The organism is Desulfovibrio sp., assembly GCF_041907885.1.
GTDB lineage: Bacteria > Desulfobacterota > Desulfovibrionia > Desulfovibrionales > Desulfovibrionaceae > Desulfovibrio.
The window spans coordinates 35,009-52,243 of sequence record NZ_JAYRGM010000019.1 but is presented as its reverse complement, the minus strand read 5'-3'; the positions used below and the strand labels follow the sequence as shown (position 1 = coordinate 52,243).

At 58.3% G+C, this 17,235-nt stretch carries 18 protein-coding genes, 1 tRNA gene and 1 riboswitch; of the genes, 17 read left to right on the top strand and 2 right to left on the bottom strand.

Features of this window, described 5'->3' with window-relative positions; all coding sequences use genetic code 11:
* Positions 1-44 precede the first annotated feature (44 nt).
* From tuf to ACE3NW_RS10025, 12 genes are all read left to right on the top strand, one after another.
* On the top strand, positions 45-1,238 hold the full coding sequence (gene tuf / locus ACE3NW_RS10080; protein WP_374282973.1) for an elongation factor Tu: 1,194 nt from the start codon (positions 45-47) through the stop codon (positions 1,236-1,238).
* A gap of 3 nt (positions 1,239-1,241) precedes the next feature.
* Positions 1,242-1,391, top strand: a complete 150-nt coding sequence (gene rpmG / locus ACE3NW_RS10075; protein ID WP_022658437.1) for a 50S ribosomal protein L33 — start codon at positions 1,242-1,244, stop codon at positions 1,389-1,391.
* 44 nt (positions 1,392-1,435) lie between these two features.
* Positions 1,436-1,512, top strand: a tRNA-Trp gene (locus ACE3NW_RS10070).
* Between the two features lie 22 nt (positions 1,513-1,534).
* Positions 1,535-1,774 (top strand): preprotein translocase subunit SecE, encoded by a 240-nt coding sequence (gene secE, locus ACE3NW_RS10065; RefSeq protein WP_022658436.1) that lies wholly within the window; start codon positions 1,535-1,537, stop codon positions 1,772-1,774.
* Positions 1,775-1,782: 8 nt separating this feature from the next.
* Positions 1,783-2,355: a transcription termination/antitermination protein NusG gene (gene nusG / locus ACE3NW_RS10060; RefSeq protein ID WP_136400159.1), complete on the top strand. Its 573-nt coding sequence runs from the start codon at positions 1,783-1,785 to the stop codon at positions 2,353-2,355.
* A gap of 64 nt (positions 2,356-2,419) precedes the next feature.
* A complete protein-coding gene (rplK, locus tag ACE3NW_RS10055; RefSeq protein ID WP_136400160.1) occupies positions 2,420-2,842 on the top strand; it encodes a 50S ribosomal protein L11 in 423 nt (140 codons plus the stop codon).
* A 166-nt stretch (positions 2,843-3,008) separates the two neighbouring features.
* Positions 3,009-3,716 carry a 50S ribosomal protein L1 gene (gene rplA / locus ACE3NW_RS10050; protein WP_374282968.1) on the top strand — a complete coding sequence of 236 codons (708 nt, stop codon included), beginning with the start codon at positions 3,009-3,011 and terminating at the stop codon, positions 3,714-3,716.
* A 168-nt stretch (positions 3,717-3,884) separates the two neighbouring features.
* Positions 3,885-4,409: a 50S ribosomal protein L10 gene (gene rplJ / locus ACE3NW_RS10045; RefSeq protein WP_374282966.1), complete on the top strand. Its 525-nt coding sequence runs from the start codon at positions 3,885-3,887 to the stop codon at positions 4,407-4,409.
* A gap of 51 nt (positions 4,410-4,460) precedes the next feature.
* The gene (gene rplL, locus ACE3NW_RS10040; protein WP_374282964.1) at positions 4,461-4,841 is read left to right on the top strand and encodes a 50S ribosomal protein L7/L12; all 381 of its coding nucleotides are present in this window, start codon (positions 4,461-4,463) and stop codon (positions 4,839-4,841) included.
* 942 nt (positions 4,842-5,783) lie between these two features.
* Complete coding sequence (locus tag ACE3NW_RS10035) at positions 5,784-6,641, top strand: c-type cytochrome (protein WP_374282962.1); 858 nt, start codon at positions 5,784-5,786, stop codon at positions 6,639-6,641.
* A 2-nt stretch (positions 6,642-6,643) separates the two neighbouring features.
* Positions 6,644-7,996, top strand: coding sequence for a cytochrome C (locus tag ACE3NW_RS10030; protein WP_374282961.1), 1,353 nt, complete (start codon positions 6,644-6,646; stop codon positions 7,994-7,996).
* A 2-nt stretch (positions 7,997-7,998) separates the two neighbouring features.
* Positions 7,999-9,570 (top strand): cytochrome c, encoded by a 1,572-nt coding sequence (locus tag ACE3NW_RS10025; RefSeq protein ID WP_374282959.1) that lies wholly within the window; start codon positions 7,999-8,001, stop codon positions 9,568-9,570.
* A gap of 320 nt (positions 9,571-9,890) precedes the next feature.
* On the opposite strand, the gene ACE3NW_RS10020 is transcribed toward ACE3NW_RS10025, so the two are convergent.
* Entirely contained in the window at positions 9,891-11,132 is a 1,242-nt protein-coding gene (locus ACE3NW_RS10020) for a glycoside hydrolase family 3 N-terminal domain-containing protein (RefSeq protein WP_374282957.1), read from the bottom strand.
* A gap of 206 nt (positions 11,133-11,338) precedes the next feature.
* Here ACE3NW_RS10020 and ACE3NW_RS10015 point away from each other — a divergent pair, with 206 nt between their 5' ends.
* From ACE3NW_RS10015 to ACE3NW_RS09995, 5 genes are all read left to right on the top strand, one after another.
* The gene (locus ACE3NW_RS10015; RefSeq protein ID WP_374282955.1) at positions 11,339-11,887 is read left to right on the top strand and encodes a cysteine hydrolase family protein; all 549 of its coding nucleotides are present in this window, start codon (positions 11,339-11,341) and stop codon (positions 11,885-11,887) included.
* Positions 11,888-11,988: 101 nt separating this feature from the next.
* Complete coding sequence (locus ACE3NW_RS10010; protein WP_374282953.1) at positions 11,989-13,620, top strand: bifunctional UDP-sugar hydrolase/5'-nucleotidase; 1,632 nt, start codon at positions 11,989-11,991, stop codon at positions 13,618-13,620.
* Between the two features lie 128 nt (positions 13,621-13,748).
* On the top strand, positions 13,749-14,684 hold the full coding sequence (locus tag ACE3NW_RS10005) for a symporter (RefSeq protein ID WP_374282951.1): 936 nt from the start codon (positions 13,749-13,751) through the stop codon (positions 14,682-14,684).
* A 55-nt stretch (positions 14,685-14,739) separates the two neighbouring features.
* Positions 14,740-14,798: riboswitch (Fluoride riboswitch) on the top strand.
* Between the two features lie 143 nt (positions 14,799-14,941).
* On the top strand, positions 14,942-15,331 hold the full coding sequence (gene crcB, locus ACE3NW_RS10000; RefSeq protein WP_374282949.1) for a fluoride efflux transporter CrcB: 390 nt from the start codon (positions 14,942-14,944) through the stop codon (positions 15,329-15,331).
* Between the two features lie 9 nt (positions 15,332-15,340).
* Entirely contained in the window at positions 15,341-15,664 is a 324-nt protein-coding gene (locus tag ACE3NW_RS09995; protein WP_374282947.1) for a DUF190 domain-containing protein, read from the top strand.
* An 87-nt stretch (positions 15,665-15,751) separates the two neighbouring features.
* Here ACE3NW_RS09995 and ACE3NW_RS09990 read toward each other — a convergent pair whose 3' ends face one another.
* Positions 15,752-17,023 (bottom strand): competence/damage-inducible protein A, encoded by a 1,272-nt coding sequence (locus ACE3NW_RS09990; RefSeq protein ID WP_374282945.1) that lies wholly within the window; start codon positions 17,021-17,023, stop codon positions 15,752-15,754.
* Positions 17,024-17,235 lie beyond the last annotated feature (212 nt).

Here is a 17,235-nt window from a genome sequence, read left to right as displayed (position 1 = left end):
ACGCAGGTAAAACGCAAACATTTTTTTCTCCAGGGAGACGTACAATGGGCAAGGAAAAATTTGAACGCAAAAAGCCCCATGTAAACATCGGCACCATCGGCCACATCGACCATGGCAAGACCACCCTTACCGCCGCCATCACCAAGATCGCCGGCCTGAAGGGCTCGGGCAAGTTCATTTCGTATGACGAAATCGACAAGGCCCCCGAAGAAAAGGAACGCGGCATCACCATTTCCACCGCACACGTGGAATACGAAACCGCCAACCGTCACTATGCCCACGTTGACTGCCCCGGCCACGCCGACTACATCAAGAACATGATCACCGGCGCTGCTCAGATGGACGGCGGTATCATCGTTGTGGCCGCCACCGACGGTCCCATGCCCCAGACCCGTGAGCACATTCTGCTTGCCCGTCAGGTCGGCGTTCCCCAGCTCGTGGTGTTCCTGAACAAGTGCGACCTGGTTGACGACGAAGAACTGCTGGAACTCGTGGAACTCGAAGTTCGCGAACTGCTCTCCAGCTACGACTTCCCCGGCGATGATGTGCCTGTTATCCGTGGTTCCGCCCTCAAGGCCCTGGAATGCGATAACCCCGACGCGCCCGAAGCCAAGTGCATTCTTGACCTTCTGCAGGCTTGCGACGATTTCATCCCCGAACCGGAACGCGACATCGACAAGCCCTTCCTGATGCCCATCGAAGACGTGTTCTCCATCTCCGGCCGTGGTACTGTTGTTACCGGTCGTGTGGAACGCGGCATCCTGAAGGTCAGCGACGAAGTCGAAATCGTGGGTATCAAGCCCACCGTTAAGACCACTTGCACCGGCGTGGAAATGTTCCGCAAGCTGCTTGACCAGGGTCAGGCCGGCGACAACATCGGCGCCCTGCTTCGCGGCACCAAGCGTGACGACGTGGAACGCGGCCAGGTTCTTGCCGCTCCCAAGAGCATCACGCCCCACAAGAAGTTCAAGGCTGAAGTGTACGTTCTCTCCAAGGAAGAAGGCGGCCGTCACACCCCGTTCTTCTCTGGCTATCGTCCTCAGTTCTACTTCCGTACCACGGACATCACCGGCATCATCAACCTGCCCGAAGGCGTGGAAATGGTTATGCCTGGCGATAACTCCCAGTTTATCGTGGAACTCATCGCCCCCATCGCCATGGAATCCGGTTTGCGCTTCGCCATTCGTGAAGGTGGCCGCACCGTTGGTTCCGGCGTGGTGACCGAAATCATCGAGTAGCATATGCGTATTAATATCATTCTGGCCTGCACCGAGTGCAAGCGCCGCAATTACAGCACCCGGAAGAACAAGAAAAACACCACCGGTCGGCTGGAAATGAAGAAATATTGTCCCTGGGACAAGAAGCACACTGTGCATCGCGAAACCAGGTAATACAAACTTCCGCCGGGGGGCGTTAAGCCCCCCGGACGGTGTGCAGGGCAGTAGCTCTAACGGCTAGAGCGGCGGTCTCCAAAACCGCATGTTGGGGGTTCGAATCCCTCCTGCCCTGCCATTTTTTATCTCCGGATTACACCATGGCAAAAAAACAAGCTCAAGCTGCCGACCTTAAGGCTGACAAAGGCCCCAACCCTGTCGTACGGTTTACACGCTACGTTGAGGATGCCAAGGCCGAATTGCGCAAGGTTACCTGGCCTACGCTGCAGGAAACTCGCAAAGCCACCTTGGCCGTTTTGGGCTTCGTAGCCGTGATGGCTGTTATTCTGGGGCTGGTGGACTTTGGTCTGTCTTCCCTGATCAAGACCCTACTGTCCTGAAGGCCAATATGAAAGACCCTGTTATCGACGAAACTTCCGAGCTCTGCAAAAAGGCTCGCTGGTACATCGTGCACACCTACTCTGGTTTTGAGCAGCGTGTGCAGAAGACCATTAACGAGTTGCGCCGCACCGGGCAGGATGAGGGGCTTATTGAGGAAATTGTTGTACCCACGGAAAAGGTCATTGAACCTACCAAGGGTGGTCAGCAACGTACCTCTACTCGCAAGTTCTACCCCGGGTATGTCATGGTTCGCATGACCATGACGGATCTTTCCTGGCATCTGGTTCAGTCCATCCCGAAGGTCACGGGGTTTGTTGGCGGCAAAAACCGTCCTACCCCGATGCGTGAAAGCGAAGCCCAGCGCATACTCGATCTCATGGAGTCGCGCCAGGAAACGCCAAGGCCCAAGTTCAACTTTGACCGCGGCGACGAAGTACGCGTTATTGAAGGGCCGTTTGGCGGCTTCAATGGCGTTGTGGAAGACGTCAACTACGACAAGGGGAAACTGCGCGTTTCCGTTTCCATTTTTGGTCGTCAGACCCCTGTGGAACTGGATTTTGTGCAGGTATCCAAAGGTTAATGACTTGCCCCCGCGCGGCCTGGTTTACCCTGACCAGCGCGAGCAGCGATGAAGGATAACGCAAATGGCCAAGAAAGAAGTTGCCAAAATCAAACTGCAGATCCCCGCAGGCGCGGCTAACCCCTCGCCGCCGGTGGGTCCCGCTTTGGGTCAGCATGGCCTGAACATCATGGGTTTCTGCAAGGAATTCAATGCCCGCACAATGGAACAGAAGGGCACGATCATTCCTGTGGTCATCACCGTGTATGCTGACCGCTCTTTCACCTTCATCACCAAGACCCCTCCGGCCTCGGTGCTGATCATGAAAGCCGCCAAGATCGAAAAGGGTTCCGGCGAACCCAACCGTAACAAGGTTGGCAGCCTGACCATGGCTCAGGTTGAAGAAATCGCCAAGCTGAAGCTGCCCGATCTGAATGCTGCCAGCGTTGAAGCTGCGGTGAAGTCCATTGCTGGCACCGCTCGCAGCATGGGCATTGACGTTAAGTAAGGCTCTTTTTTACGCCGTGAGCGCCTCTGGGCGCTCGTTGCATATACGGCAAACCAGCCTTACGGCTTGACGGCATACGCCTGACGGCCATCGTTGAAATCAATTGTACTGCCGCCTTTGCGCAAGACAAAGTTCGGCAGGAGATGCAAAACGAAAGGATTATCTCATGCCCAGACATGGCAAGAATTTCCGCAAGGCGCTTGAAGGCAGCAACCTTCAGGATCGCTTCAGCATTGAAGACGCAGTGAGCAAATCGCTCGGCGCTTCATTTGCCAAATTTGATGAAACTGTCGATGTGGCCGTTCGCCTCGGCGTTGACCCCAAATATTCTGATCAGATGGTGCGCGGCGCTGTGACCCTGCCCCACGGGCTTGGCAAAACTGTGCGCGTTGCCGTTTTCTGTAAGGGCGAAAAGCAGGCCGAAGCCCGCGAAGCCGGCGCAGATGTTGTTGGCGCTGAAGAACTGGTCGCCAAGGTCAAGGAAGGCTGGCTCGAATTTGACGCAGCCGTCGCCACCCCCGACGTTATGGCCCTTGTGGGTCAGATCGGCCGCGTGCTTGGCCCCCGTGGTCTTATGCCCAACGCCAAGACCGGCTCCGTCACCTTTGACGTAACCAAGGCCGTCACCGAACTCAAGGCCGGTCGCGTCGACTTCAAGGTTGACAAGGCTGGCGTGCTGCACGCTCCGCTCGGCAAGGTTTCTTTTGGCCCCGAAAAGATTCTGGGCAACCTCAAGGCCCTGCTTGACGCCGTCAACCGCCTTAAGCCTTCTGCCGCCAAGGGCAGCTACATGCTCTCCATGGCAGTGTCCACCACCATGGGTCCCGGCTTCAAGGTTGACATGACTCAGGTTAAAAAATTTCTTGAGGGCTAAGCTCTCAAGTTTGTGGGCGCGCTGTTTTGCAGTGCGCCCACAGTCTGTCTAAGGAAACGGAATTCGAGTCGAAGACGACAGGTGGGCGAAAGCTCTTAATACCCTGTCTAGACACATCTTCTTTGGCTCGGCATTCCACCTGGCAACCCCGAACGTGAGAGGTATCACGTGAACAGGTCTGGAAAAGCCGCTATTATTGAAGCCGTTAAGGCACGTGCCGACAAAGCTTCTTTTGCGGTTATCACGGACTTCAAGGGCATGACGGTGGAAGAGCTGACGAACCTGCGTGTTTCCCTGCGTAATGCAGGCGGCGAATATCTCGTCGTTAAAAACACGCTGGCCCGAATTGCTCTGACCGACGGCACGCACGACGCTATCAAGGATAACTTCCATGATAACTGCGGCGTGGCCTTTGGGTTCGATGACCCCGTGGCGGTGGCCAAGGCGCTCAGCGATTTCGCCAAGCAAAGCAAGCTCTTTGAGCTGCGCTGCGCCAGCCTGGACGGCAAGGCTTTGGATGCCGCCCAGATTGACGCTCTGGCCAAGCTGCCCGGTAGGGAACAGCTGCTCGGCCATTTGCTCGGCACCATGAACGCCGTGCCCACCAACTTTGTTTCGCTGTTCGCCAATGTGCTTCGTGGCCTGCTTTATGCCCTCAAGGGCATCGAAGATCAGAAAGCCAACGCTGCATAGCTATCAGCCATCGAATTATTTGCACTCAAGCCAAAGATCAGGAGACTTATCATGGCCGTTACCAAAGAAGAAGTTGTTGAATTTATCTCCAATATGACCGTTCTTGAACTCTCCGAGTTCATCAAGGAACTGGAAGAAAAGTTTGGTGTTTCCGCCGCTGCCCCCGCCGCCGCCATGGTTATGGCTGCCCCGGCTGCCGCCGCTGACGCTGCCGAAGAAAAGACCGAATTCGACGTGGTGCTGAAGGAAGCTGGCGCCAACAAGATCGGCGTCATCAAGGTTGTGCGCGCCCTGACCAGCCTTGGCCTCAAGGAAGCCAAGGAAAAGGTTGACGGCGCCCCCGCCACCCTGAAGGAAGGCGTTTCCAAGGAAGAAGCCGAAGACGCCAAGAAGCAGCTCACCGAAGCTGGCGCCACTGTCGAAATCAAGTAAGTTCGGTTTTACCGTGCTTTTTGGGGCGGAACCTTCGGGTTCCGCCTTTTTTTATGCGCTTTGCTTTCGGAGTGCTTTTCTCTGGCGGAGTGCTTTTCTCTGTTTGTAATTGGGCTGTCCTCATTCAAGCACAGGCAAGAGCAACCCCGTCGCATGTTCAGCCACCACCCCGGCCGGTACCACGCACAGCGACAGCCACGGTATTTACGGCTTGTGGCTGTCAGCTTTCTCTGTGCTGTGCCGCGTTACTCCAGCGACGTGTGGCTTGCCAGCCATCTGTACTTATGCTCATGGCGACGATTATTGGCTCTAAACAAAAAACGGGGCAATCGCCCTCGAGGGGCAGCTTTTCTGGCTCTCCACCAAAGACAGGGGCAAGCCCCTTCAACGGGCAATTTTTCCGACAGGTTTCTGATCAATTTCCCAGCCATTGCGGCAGCACAAAACGCGCACACGCAGCCGCGAGTTTTTGAAGTTACGACAGCATGCGCACGCCACTGGATCAACTTCACTTTGCGGGGAAACCCTCTGTGTTGCCGTTGGTTACACGTAAATGCATCCTGCTCAATACGGTCAAACGAGTGCAGAGCCTGCAATGGCCGCAACATGCTTTGCGAACCACACTTCGGCTCTGTGACGGAACCATCAATAAATACCTGTATATCCGATGTGTTGCATGCATAATTTATCGTAGCGCATAATAACACATCTGTATCACCTGAATTGGTCATATTTTCTTACAACATACGTAAGCCCTTTGCAGCAGGCTTGTGCTGTCAGACATTCCTGACGATAATACCCGTTCAGTTGACATAGCGTGATGTTCTGATAACCATTAGAATACAAGCGAGTTTTTTGTTTCCCTTCCTGTCTTTGCCATTACATCTTGAACTGGGGTCTGATTGATTCATTGATTAACGGTCACCGCCAACCGGAGCCGCCATGAACAACCGCAATCTTCTCTATGCCCTTGCCCTTTGCTGTATTTTGCTCAGCCTGGGTGCGTGGGTGCTTGCCTTTTTCCATTACAGCGCGCCTGTACGGCAAATTCCTGCGGCCCAGGTGCTGCCCACTCTTCAGCCCGCTCCTGCTGCCGATCTCAAATACGCGCCCCCACGTCCTCAAAATGCCCCAGAGGACCTGCGCGAGGCGGTGATGCTTGGGTACAACATCATCAATGATACCGCACAATATGCCCCAGACCACGTGGGCAACGAACTTTCCTGTGCTACCTGCCACCTTGAAGGCGGCACCAGCAAGGGCTCCATCTCGCTTGTGGGCGCTGCTGCCACGTATCCGCGTTTTTCAGCCAGTCACGGAACCAGCATTGATCTGGCGCAAAAGGTACAGGACTGCTTTGCCCGCAACCTCAATGCTTCCCCCCCGGCGCACGACAGCCCCGCAATGCAGGGCGTGCTTGCGTATCTGCAATGGATTTCAAAAGATATTCCCGTGTACGCCAGTTTGCCCTGGGCACTGCCAGCAAAGCTGGACAGCACGCACAAGCCAGATGCCGCAGCAGGTGAAAAAGTGTATGCGGAACATTGCGCCGCCTGCCACGGCGATGCTGGCGACGGATCTCCCCCGCTGTGGGGCAAGGGGGCCTATACAGATGGCTCTACCCTGCACAACATAGACACCTTGGCCGTGTACACCCACCGCTTTATGCCGCCAGAAGCAGCTACGCTCACCCCAGAACAGGCACTTGATGTTGCGGCTTATGTGGATGCGCAACCCCGCCCCCATTTTGTTCCCGCCCAATCCCCCGGCAGTGACAAAAAACCGCCACAGGGGAAGTGATCATGAACTTTCCCATCCTGCATATTCCTGTTGTTGGCGATGGCATGACCATTGCGCTCAATGCTGTTCTGCATGTCTGTATCAGCCACGGTCTGGCCATTGGCCTCATGGCCATGCTGGTGCTGTTTCAGACACTGACGTGGAAGGGCAAGGGCCAGTTCTGGGCTGATATTGCCCGTAAATTGCTTGGGCCGCTTGTGGTGGTCACCACCTCCATAGGTGCTGTAACCGGCGTTGGAATCTGGATTCTAACGGGCAGCCTGGCCCCAGAGGGCATAGGTGCCTTGATCCACCTTTTTTTCTGGCCCTGGTTTATCGAGTGGTTTGCCTTTACCGCCGAGGTCATACTGCTGCTTTGCTACTATTACCGGTGGGACAAGCTGATCACTACCAAACCCGGCACGCTGGCGGCAATTGGCTGGGCCTACGTGGCCACATCGCTTGTTTCGGCAATTCTGATCACGGGCATTCTGGGCTTCATGCTCACGCCCCAGGGGTGGCCCTGGGCACGCAGCTTTACCGAGGCCTATTTTAACCCCACCTTTGTGCCACAGTGTTTTTTGCGTGTGGGCGGCGGCCTTGGCATGGGCGTGCTGCTGCTACTGGCCTGGATTGCCTGGCGGTTCAAGGGCACTCCCCAAGAGCGTGGACGTGCCTTGCGGGCCTGCGGCATTGCCCTGCTGCTTTCCCTGATCGTAACGGCAGTATCAAGCTACGTATACTTTTCGCGTGTTCCGCTCACATATCTCACGCACTGGAAATTTGCGGTCGCCACCTCCCACCTTTCGCAGATGCCCGACTTTTTGCCAACGGCCAATGTGGCCGCTGTGCTGGTACTGCTGCTGACAGCACTGGTGGCTCTGATCCGCCAGCCCCTGCTGAGCCGCCTGCTGTGCATCCCTGCCCTGTTGCTCAGCATCTGCTTTGTGATGGAATTTGAACGCGTGCGCGAGTTTATTCGCGGCCCGTATCTGATGCCGGGCTACATGCACGCCAGCCAGATAACCCTTGTGGAAAGCGAAGCTCTGGCCGCAGAAAACAAGGCTTTGCTGCCCAGATTGCGCTGGGTCAACACCAGCGACAGCCAGACCCCGACAACACAGGCCGCAAAAACGCTGTTCGCCGCCAACTGCGGCGTTTGCCATGCAGAGAGCGGCATCAACGGTATCGACCAGCGTCTGGCGGGCCGCTCTGCCGACGGCATCAATGCCATGCTGGGCATCACCCAGCGGTTAGCCCCGTACATGACGCCCTTTGTGGGCTCGGAACAGGAACGCACCCTGCTGACCGAATACCTTTTCGAGCTTACATCCAACTATTCACGCCGCAGCCAACAGGCAGCCAGGGAGAAGTAGCCATGCAGCAATGGACTGATCTTTTCCTCAACATGCCCCTGCCAGAAAGCTGGATGCGCGGCCTGCTTTTTATCACCTTTGGCCTGCATCTGCTCTTTGTGCTGCTTATGCTGGGCACGGCGATTTTGAGCCTGCTGTTCTTTTTGCGCGATCTGCTGCGGCAGCCCTCGCCCCCGCAGCACTGGAACGAACATGTGGCGCATTCGCACATGGGGCTCAAGAGCCTGGCCGTGGTGCTGGGCGTTGGGCCGCTGCTGATCATGCAGGTAAGCCATTCACACGCGTTTTTTACGGTCACGGTGCTCTTTTCGTATGCGTGGCTGGCCATTATTCCGCTGCTGATCACGGCCTTTTTGCTCTTTGACGCCTTTGCCCACAAACTGAGCGCCAACGCGTGGCTGGCCCTCATATGCGGGCTGGTGGGCGTTGGCGCCCTACTCACAGTACCGGCCATCTTTACCGGCGCGCTGACCCTTATGGAACGGCCCGCAAGCTGGGCCGACTTTGCCGCCCGTGGCATACGCATGGATACAGACTGGATGCCCCACTGGGTGCTGCGCTATCTGCATATTGTGGGCGCGGCGCTGGCCTTTGGCGCGGCATTTCACCTTTTTTATTCCGCCAGAAATGATGCCCCCAAGGCCCGGCTGCTGCGCAAGTGGCTTATCGGCTCGCTGGCTGTTCAGGCTGTTGTGGGATTTGCCCTGCTGGCAACCATACTGCCGCAGTTATCTTCACCAGTGCTGACGGCCATCAGCCTTGGGGCGCTGGCCCTGGGCACGGCCCTGTGGATACTGCGCCCCGAATCGGCAGCGGCCGATTACCGACTGCTGGCCCTGTTGCCCATTATTTTTGTAACCATGCTGCTGGCCCGCCAGCTGCTGCAACTGGAGGCCATGGGACCAACCCAGGCAGAGGCCACGGCGCAGCGCCAGCAAAAGGTTGAGGAGCTGGCCCCCTTCAGCCAAAAGGCGCTTGATGCCTTTGCCGTCAAACTGCGCACCGTGTACGACAATGGCGACACCATTTACGACGGTGCGTGCGAACCCTGCCACGGTCTGGATGGGCGCGGCGTCGGGCCGGAATCACACCGGCTGCGCACCCCCGCCACAGACCTTGCCGCCCTGCGTATCGACCGCGACTACGCCTATGAAATGATATGTGACGGCACTCCGGGCACAGGCATGCCCTATTTTCGCATGTTTGACCGCGAAAAAATCGACGCCCTGCTGGATGCCCTTGACCGGCGCTTTGCCATGTTTGCGGCAACCCCGCCCCCTCCGCGAGATATCAGCCCGGAATCGCTGGAAGTGTGGATAGGCATGTGCGCCAAGTGCCATGCTGCCGACGGCAGTGTCACTGCCACAGGTAAGGCCATGCAGCCGCCGCCGCCCGATTTCAGGCGCAGCAGCGTGAGCCACGAGCGCGCACTTAAAATTATTACAGAGGGTTACCCAGGCACGGGCATGCCCGCATACCGCAACCAGCCTGCCAAGGTGCGCGAAGATCTGGCCATAATCAGCAACAGCTTTCGAGCAGCGCACAAAAAAACTGAGACCCGCACTGGCAGGTAGCCAGAATGCCACGCCCATAACAAAGCCCCCGCTCCTGATGGAACGGGGGCTTTGCCGTCAACACTGATTATTTTTGAATGGATTACCGGTCATAAAAACCGGGGCACCTACTTGCACTGCTTCTGGGCCTCTTTTTTGGCCTTTCTGCGCAAGCGCCTTTCTTCGTCATCAAGCAGGGCACGCTGCTTGTCAAAGGGGATTCAACCGCAGTTCAGGCGGTCTGTGGGCAGCCAGCCTTTTTTGAGGGCAAACAGGTACAGGGCGGCAATGCCGCCAAATACCGATAAAAGTATCAATATATCCATAAAACCTCCGCCGTGTTAGCGGCCCCAGGGGTAGAGTGCTGCCGAACCATCGGCTGCGCCCCTGGCGGCAGTGCCACGGGTTGTGTACAGATTGCAAATGCGCTGCCACGATTCCACTATGCGCTGTTGCGAAATACGCCCGCTTTCCACAAGCCCCTTAAGGGTGGCAAAGGCTTTTTGGGGCAGGTTTTCGTCCCAATACAAGTTATTGCCGAACAGCAAAATGTCCACCCCCGCGTTTACCGCCAGCAGCACGGCCTGCTCCAGGCCGTAGTGGTCGGTTATGGCCTTCATCTGCATGTCATCGCTGACAATTACCCCCCGCCAGCCCATGCGCCCGCGCAGCAGATCAGCAACAACGGCGTGCGAAAGTGTGGCAGGATAGTTGGCATCAAGCCCCGTATGAAACAGATGCCCCAGCATGACCATGCCCGGCCAGCCCTGGGCAAAAGCCTGGGCATAGGGCGCGAGGTCTGCCTTGGCATTCCAGCAGCGGGTAATGTCCGTCAAACCGAGATGCGAATCTTTTTGCGCTCCGCCCTGACCGGGAAAATGCTTGAGGCAAGGTATAACCCCCTGCTGCGCCAGGCCCTGACCAAAGGCAAGCGCATGGGCCGCAACAAGGGCGGGATTGGGGCTGAAGCTGCGCTCCAGCGCGCCAATGGCAGGATTGGCCGGATTGCTGTTTACGTCAGCCACGGGGGCCAGATTTACAGAGATGCCAAGACCGGCCAGTTCCTTGCCCAGTTGCCGTGCAATGGCGCGGGTTTTATCGGGCTGGCCCGCCCCCATGCTCTGGGCTGAGGGCAGATCGGCAAAACCCTTCTGCGTCTTGAGCCGGCGCACGCGCCCGCCCTCCTGATCCACGGCTATCAGCAGCGGGCCGGGCGAAGCCGCCCGCAATGTTGCTGTAAGCTGCCGCAGCTGTTGGGGAGAGGTGATGTTGCGTTCTCCGCCGGTGGTAACATCGCGGTCAAACAGTATGACATGGCCCACATGCCCCGCGCGCACCTGGGCAAGAAAGTGATCGCCGGGGGGCAAATCTGCCCCGCGAAAACCCAGCATGAGCATGGAACCGATCATCATGTCCAGCTCTGGCGCAGCCTTGGCAACATGCGCGCCACCGGCTTTTGCAGCACCAGTGTTGACCGCGGGGCCAGAGGCAGCACTGGCAGCACGTGCGCCGAAAAAGCCGGTTCCCAGGCAGAGGGCCAGCGCAAAAAAAGCCACACGCGCAACCGAAAACAGAAATTGCATACTCCTCCCAGCTCAGAATGCGGATTGTGGGACAAAACAGCTGTATATTCCAGCTCAATTGTCACCATTTACCATACAGCGTCAAGTGCGGCATAACCCCGCTTGACCATGCAAAGCGCGTGCTGTTATCGAACAGTACACGTCCAATCAATGCGCCAGCATTCCGCACAATCCTGTACGAGCGGTTCATCCGCATGAGGCACACCATGCAAGCCCTCATTATAATAGATATTCAAAACGATTACTTCCCCGGCGGCAACATGGAACTGGTAGGCAGCATTGAGGCTGCGCAAAATGCCGCCCTGCTGCTTGCAGCTTTTCGCAAGGCGCAGCGGCCAATATTTCATGTGCAGCACATTTCTCTTGCACCTACGGCCACATTTTTTTTACCAGACACGCCGGGCGTGCAGATACACCCGCTTGTCTGCCCGCAGGAGGACGAAACGGTTGTAAAAAAACATTTTCCCAATTCGTTTCGCGACACGGCCCTGCTTGATCTGCTGAAAGTACGGGGTATCACCAGCATTGCCCTGGCAGGCATGATGACCCACATGTGTGTGGACACCACCACCCGCGCCGCCTTTGACCTTGGTTTTACCTGTCATCTGGCGCACGATGCCTGCGCAACGCGCGACCTTGCGCACGAGGAAAAAACCGTGGAAGCCGCCCAGGTGCAAACCGCGTACATGGCAGCCCTTGGCCAGGTTTTTGCCAAGGTCATGAGCACGCGCGAAATGTGCGCCAGCATCGCCTGACAGGCCCGCCAGCCTTGCCACATGCGGGCCGCAGCCTTGCATGTGCCACGCAAGGCCACCGAGCCTCCCCGAAGAGACACATCCACCCGCAGGGGAATACCATGACCATTCTGCCGAAACGTTTTGGCCTTGCCGCACGTGCGCTGATATTTTGTGCCAGCCTGCTCACTGGTCTTTGTCTTTTTTCTGCGCCCTGCACAGCGCAGGAGGCTCCCGGCCTTGAGCTCATTCTGCTGCACACCAACGATCTGCATTCCTACCTTGCAGGCAGGGACGCCCACGGCAATGCCTGTTTGCAGTCAGAGGGCTGTATTGGTGGCCTGGCCCGTCTTGCCACTGCCATGAAGCGCGTGCGCGCCGGGCACGACAATGTGCTGGCGCTAGATGCGGGCGACCAGTTTCAGGGAACCCTGTTCTTTACGGCCAACAGGTGGCCCATGCTGGCCGACATCAACACCCTGCTGCCCTACGATGCCATGACTCTGGGCAACCACGAATTTGACGATGGCTGCGAGGCCACAGCGGGATTTGTGCGGGCGCAACCCTACCCCGTGCTGGCCGCCAACCTGGACGCCCGCCCCGGCTGCCCCTTGCGGGGAACGCCCTACCGCCCATGGCTTATCAAGGAAATACGCGGCGTGAAGGTGGGCATTATTGGCATTGCCAACCCCAGCGTGCGCACGCTTTCTGCGGCCTGCCCGGAAACATGGTTTCACAAGACCGAGACCACGCTGAAAAAAGCCGTGGCCGAACTGGAAAAACAGGGCGTGCGCCATATTATTGTGATCACGCATCTGGGCCTACCCAAGGATCTGGAACTTGCCAGCAGCATTGAGGGCATTGACGTGATCGTTGGCGGCCACACCCACGATTACCTCGGCCCCGGCTCTCCCAAGGGGCCGTATCCGCAGGTGAAACATTCGCCATCTGGCAAGCCCGTGCTGGTGGTTACCGCCGGTGCGCTTGCCAAGTACATGGGCCAACTTGAGGTGAGCTTTGACGCGCAGGGCGTACCCGTGCGCTGGCAGGGCGCGGCCCTGCCGCTTGATGACTCCGTGCCGCCCGACCCGGCGGTGGAAGCAAAAATCGCCCAGTACAATAAAAAACTCGAAGTCTTTACCTCTGTTGTCATTGGCCAGAACAACCTCAGCGCCCCCGACGGCCTGCACCAGTGCCGTGTGGCCGAATGCCTTTCCGGGCTGATCACAACCGATTCCATGCTGGAGTATGGCCGCGCCTATGGCGCGCAGATTGCGCTGATCAACGGCGGCGGCCTCCGCGCACCGCTGCGGCAGGGCGTGCTGAATTTTGGCGATATGCTGGCTGTGCTGCCCTTTGGCAACAAGGTTATCATCCGCGATTTTACTGGCGAACAACTGCTGCTGGCCCTGGAGCACGGCGTTTCCGACCACAAGGGCGTGGGCGCGCCCGTGCTGCACACGGCGGGGCTGCGCTACGTCTATAATCCCGCCCTGCCTTCGGGCAAACGTATTGTACGCGCAGAACTGCTTGATGAAGGCGGAAAAGCCACGGCCCTTGTTGCCACAGCCCGCTACCGGGTGGCTCTTGTGGATTACCTTGAGCGCAGGGGCGACGGCTACGCCATGCTGGCCAAGGGTATGCCCGTGGACGCCCCTGACCCGGTGGATGCGGATGTGCTGTCTGCCTATATCAAAAAGCACACGCCCCTGACCTCCCTGCCGCCAGACAGGCTGCAAAAGCAGGCCCCATAAGCCCTGCCGCCCGTCATGGCGCTGGCAGGGGGCTAGCAGGGGGCTAGCCGGAGGCTGGCAGCGCCGCCTACGCCCACACTTGCCAAGGGCAGGCATCTTGGGCAATGTGGCAAAAAAGTTGAGGCCTTATGAATTCCCGCGACCTTATCATGGTCATGTCTTCGCTGCTTTCCATGGCGGCAGGCGTATTTCTGCCGCAAGTGGCAGAGCCGCTTGCCGCCATGCCGCGCCTTATTCTCATATTTATGCTCTACATGAGTTTTCTGGCTGTGGGTATGGAGGCGCTGGTGCGCGAAATACGCCACATGACCGGCACGGTCTGCCTGCTTATAGCCCTGCGCCTGCTGGTGCTGCCCCTGGTGTGCCTTGCGGTGTTCCGGCTGCTCATGCCGCAGTTTGCGCTGGGGGCATTGTTGCTGGGCGCTGCCCCGGTGGGTGTGATGGCCGCCGTTTTTTCGCTGATGGTGGGGGCCAACACAGCCATGATTCTTGTGGCCAACATGGCCACATCACTGCTGCTGCCCGCCAGCCTGCCCGCCGTGCTCTCTGCCACCGATGCAGGCCTGCGCCTGCTTGGCCTGACCCCGCTCGACATGCCCGCACACCTGGAACTGGGGCACATGAGCCTTTCGCTCTGCGTGACCATTCTTGTGCCCTTTGCCGCTGCCCACCTCACCCGCATCCACCTTGATACCCTGCGCAACACCCTGCTGCGCTGGCAGTTTCCGCTGGTGACGGTTTCCATTATAGTTTCCAACATCGCCATTTTCAGCCATTACGGCGATCTGCTGCGGCAATCGCCAGAGCTGTTGCTCAAGTCGCTGGCTGCGGCCTCGCTGCTGTGCCTCATCATGACCCTTGCCGCCATGCCCCTGGCCCGCCGCATGAGCAGACAGGTGGGCATGGCCTACCTCATTTCGTTTGGCGTCATCAACAACGTGCTGATAATGATCGTGTGCATGGAATTTTTCAGCGCCACAGAGGCAATCATGGCAGCTGCCTACCTGGCCCCCCTGTACGTGCTGCTGTTCTACTACCGCCTGTGCAGCCGCAAAAAGGCCTGACCGGGCCAGCACCGGGCGGTAACGTGTTTACTTCTGCCACGGGCGGATGTAGAAAAATCAGGCAGGGGATGGAGTTCCCCTTGAACCGCATTTGCTGATAACTCCTACCAGGGCCATGGCGTTGGTAGACTTTTTTGCGACCGCGCCAAAGCGCGGTTGCTTTTTTTATGCAACGCCGGGGCATACCGCTGCCACGGCAAGCCAGCATTCGGGGCCGGCCACAGGCAAGGGCCTGCCCCGCACAACGGACATACGTCATGCTCAAAAATGTTCTTGTCATTACCGTGGGGGCTGGGGCCGGGGCCTGCCTTCGCTGGGTGCTCTCCATGCTGCTCAACTCCATCTTTCCCGCCATTCCGCTGGGTACGGTGGCTGCCAATTTTATCGGGGGCTTTGGCATCGGACTTTCGCTGGGGGTATTCAATGCCATGCCCGGTCTGGCCCCGGAATGGCGGCTGCTGGTCATTACCGGCTTTCTGGGCGGGCTCACGACCTTTTCAACCTTTACGGCAGAAATTGGCACGCTCTTGCAGGAACAACGCCTGGTCATGGCCGCCGGGGCCATCACCCTGCATGTCTGTGGCTCGCTGATCTGCTTTTTCATGGGGCTTGGCGCAGTATCGCTTCTCAAATCCCTTTTTCGCTAGGAGCAGACCATGAACGGATACAGGCTGACATTCTATACACAGCAGGGGCGCTCTCACAACCACATGAGCATTGCAGAATGGCTGCTCAAGGAGGCAAAGGCCCTGGGCGTTGAGGGCGCAACATTCGCCGCTGCGCAGGGTGGTTACGGGCGCGATGGCAAGTACCACAGCGCGCGCTTTTTTGACGTGGGCGAACAGCCCATGGAAGTGACCATGGCCGTGAGCCCGGAACACAGCGAGCAGCTCTTTGCCCGCATTGCGCAGGAACAGCTGCAAATCTTCTACATGAAAATTCCTGTGGAATTCGGCATCACCTGCACTGAAAAGAACTAGGGTTTCCTCCCAATGTAATAAAAAAACCGCCGTAAGCGCAGCATTCAGGCTACGCCCACCGGCGGTTTGCATTGTGTTGTGATACGGCTAGGCGGGGTTGAGCCCCCACTGGTCTTCAACCGGCAGTCCGGCAAGGCAACGGCGCAGCATGTCCAGCGCATGGCTTGAGGCCAGGCGGCGGGTCCATTCACGGCCCAGATACCGCCCCTGCGGCCGCATGACGCGCACCCAGATATTTTCTTCTTCGCTCAGGGCAATATACACAAGCCCCACGGGCTTTTGCGGCGTGCCGCCCCCTGGGCCGGCAATGCCGGTAATGCCAATGCCATAATCCGCTCCGCTGAATTCGCGCGCGCCACGGGCCATGGCCCGCGCCACCTCCGGGCTTACCGCGCCGTGGGTGCGCAGCAGATATTCCTGCACGCCCAGCATGCGCTGCTTGGCCTCATTGGCATAAGTCACCATGCCGTAGCCAAAGACATCCGACGATCCGGGCTGGTCGGTAATGCGCTTGGCCAAAAGGCCGCCAGTACACGATTCTGCCGTGGACAGCGTTTTGCCAAGCCGTGCCAGCTCTGACACAACCACGCTTTCAAGTCCCGCAACATTGACACCGTACACAACGTCGCCAAGCAGCCTGCGCACCTCGGCCACCATGGGCGCGGCCAGTGCCTCGGCAGCGGCGGCATCCTGCGCCTTGGCCGTCACGCGCACAAACATTTCGGCATCGCCCGCATAGGTGGCCGCCGTGGGGTTTGCCCCGCCGGTCAATTCCGCTATGCGCAGGGCGGCAGTGCCCTCGCCAATACCAAATGTCTTTACCATGAACGAGGCTATGACAGCCCCGCTCATGCGCTGCAAAAAGGGTACGGCACTTTCGTGCAGCATGGGCAGCAGTTCTGAAGGTGGGCCGGGCAGCATGAGCACCCAGCGCCCGTCGCCCGCAGGCGTGGCGCAGCCCGGCGCTGTTCCCGCCAGATTGGGAAAGGCCACGGCCCCGCGCGGCAGCATGCCCTGCTTGGCCTGATTGGCCGACATGGGGCGCGTGCCGAAATATTCGCGCAGCCGGGCCATGCTGTCGGCGTGCTCCTCCAGTGGCGCGTTGGCCACCAGAGCCACGGTTTCCTTGGTCAGATCATCCTCGGTGGGGCCAAGGCCGCCGGTGGTTATCACCACATCCGCACGCGTGAGGGCCTCGCGCAGGGCTTTTTCCAGCCGCTGCGGATTATCGCCCACCGTGTGCACCTGCAACAGATCCATGCCAAGGGCAGAGAGCTCGCGGGCCACATGGCTGGCATCGGTGTTTACCGTATGCCCCAGCAGCAGCTCTGTGCCTACCGATATGATTTCCGCCTTCATGCGGCCTCCGGTTTGTTGACGCGCCAGTGTTTTGGACTGGCACTGCTTTCAGCCGAGCATCCTAGACCCGCCGCCTGCTCTGCGCAAGATGCGCAACCGGCAGAATCAGGCCTTGCGCGCCGCTTGCGCTTGACAAGGCGGGAGTTCTCGGTCAAACATTCCTTACCAATTTACTAAGAAAGATCTTGTCAGGTACAAATAATAAACTGCAA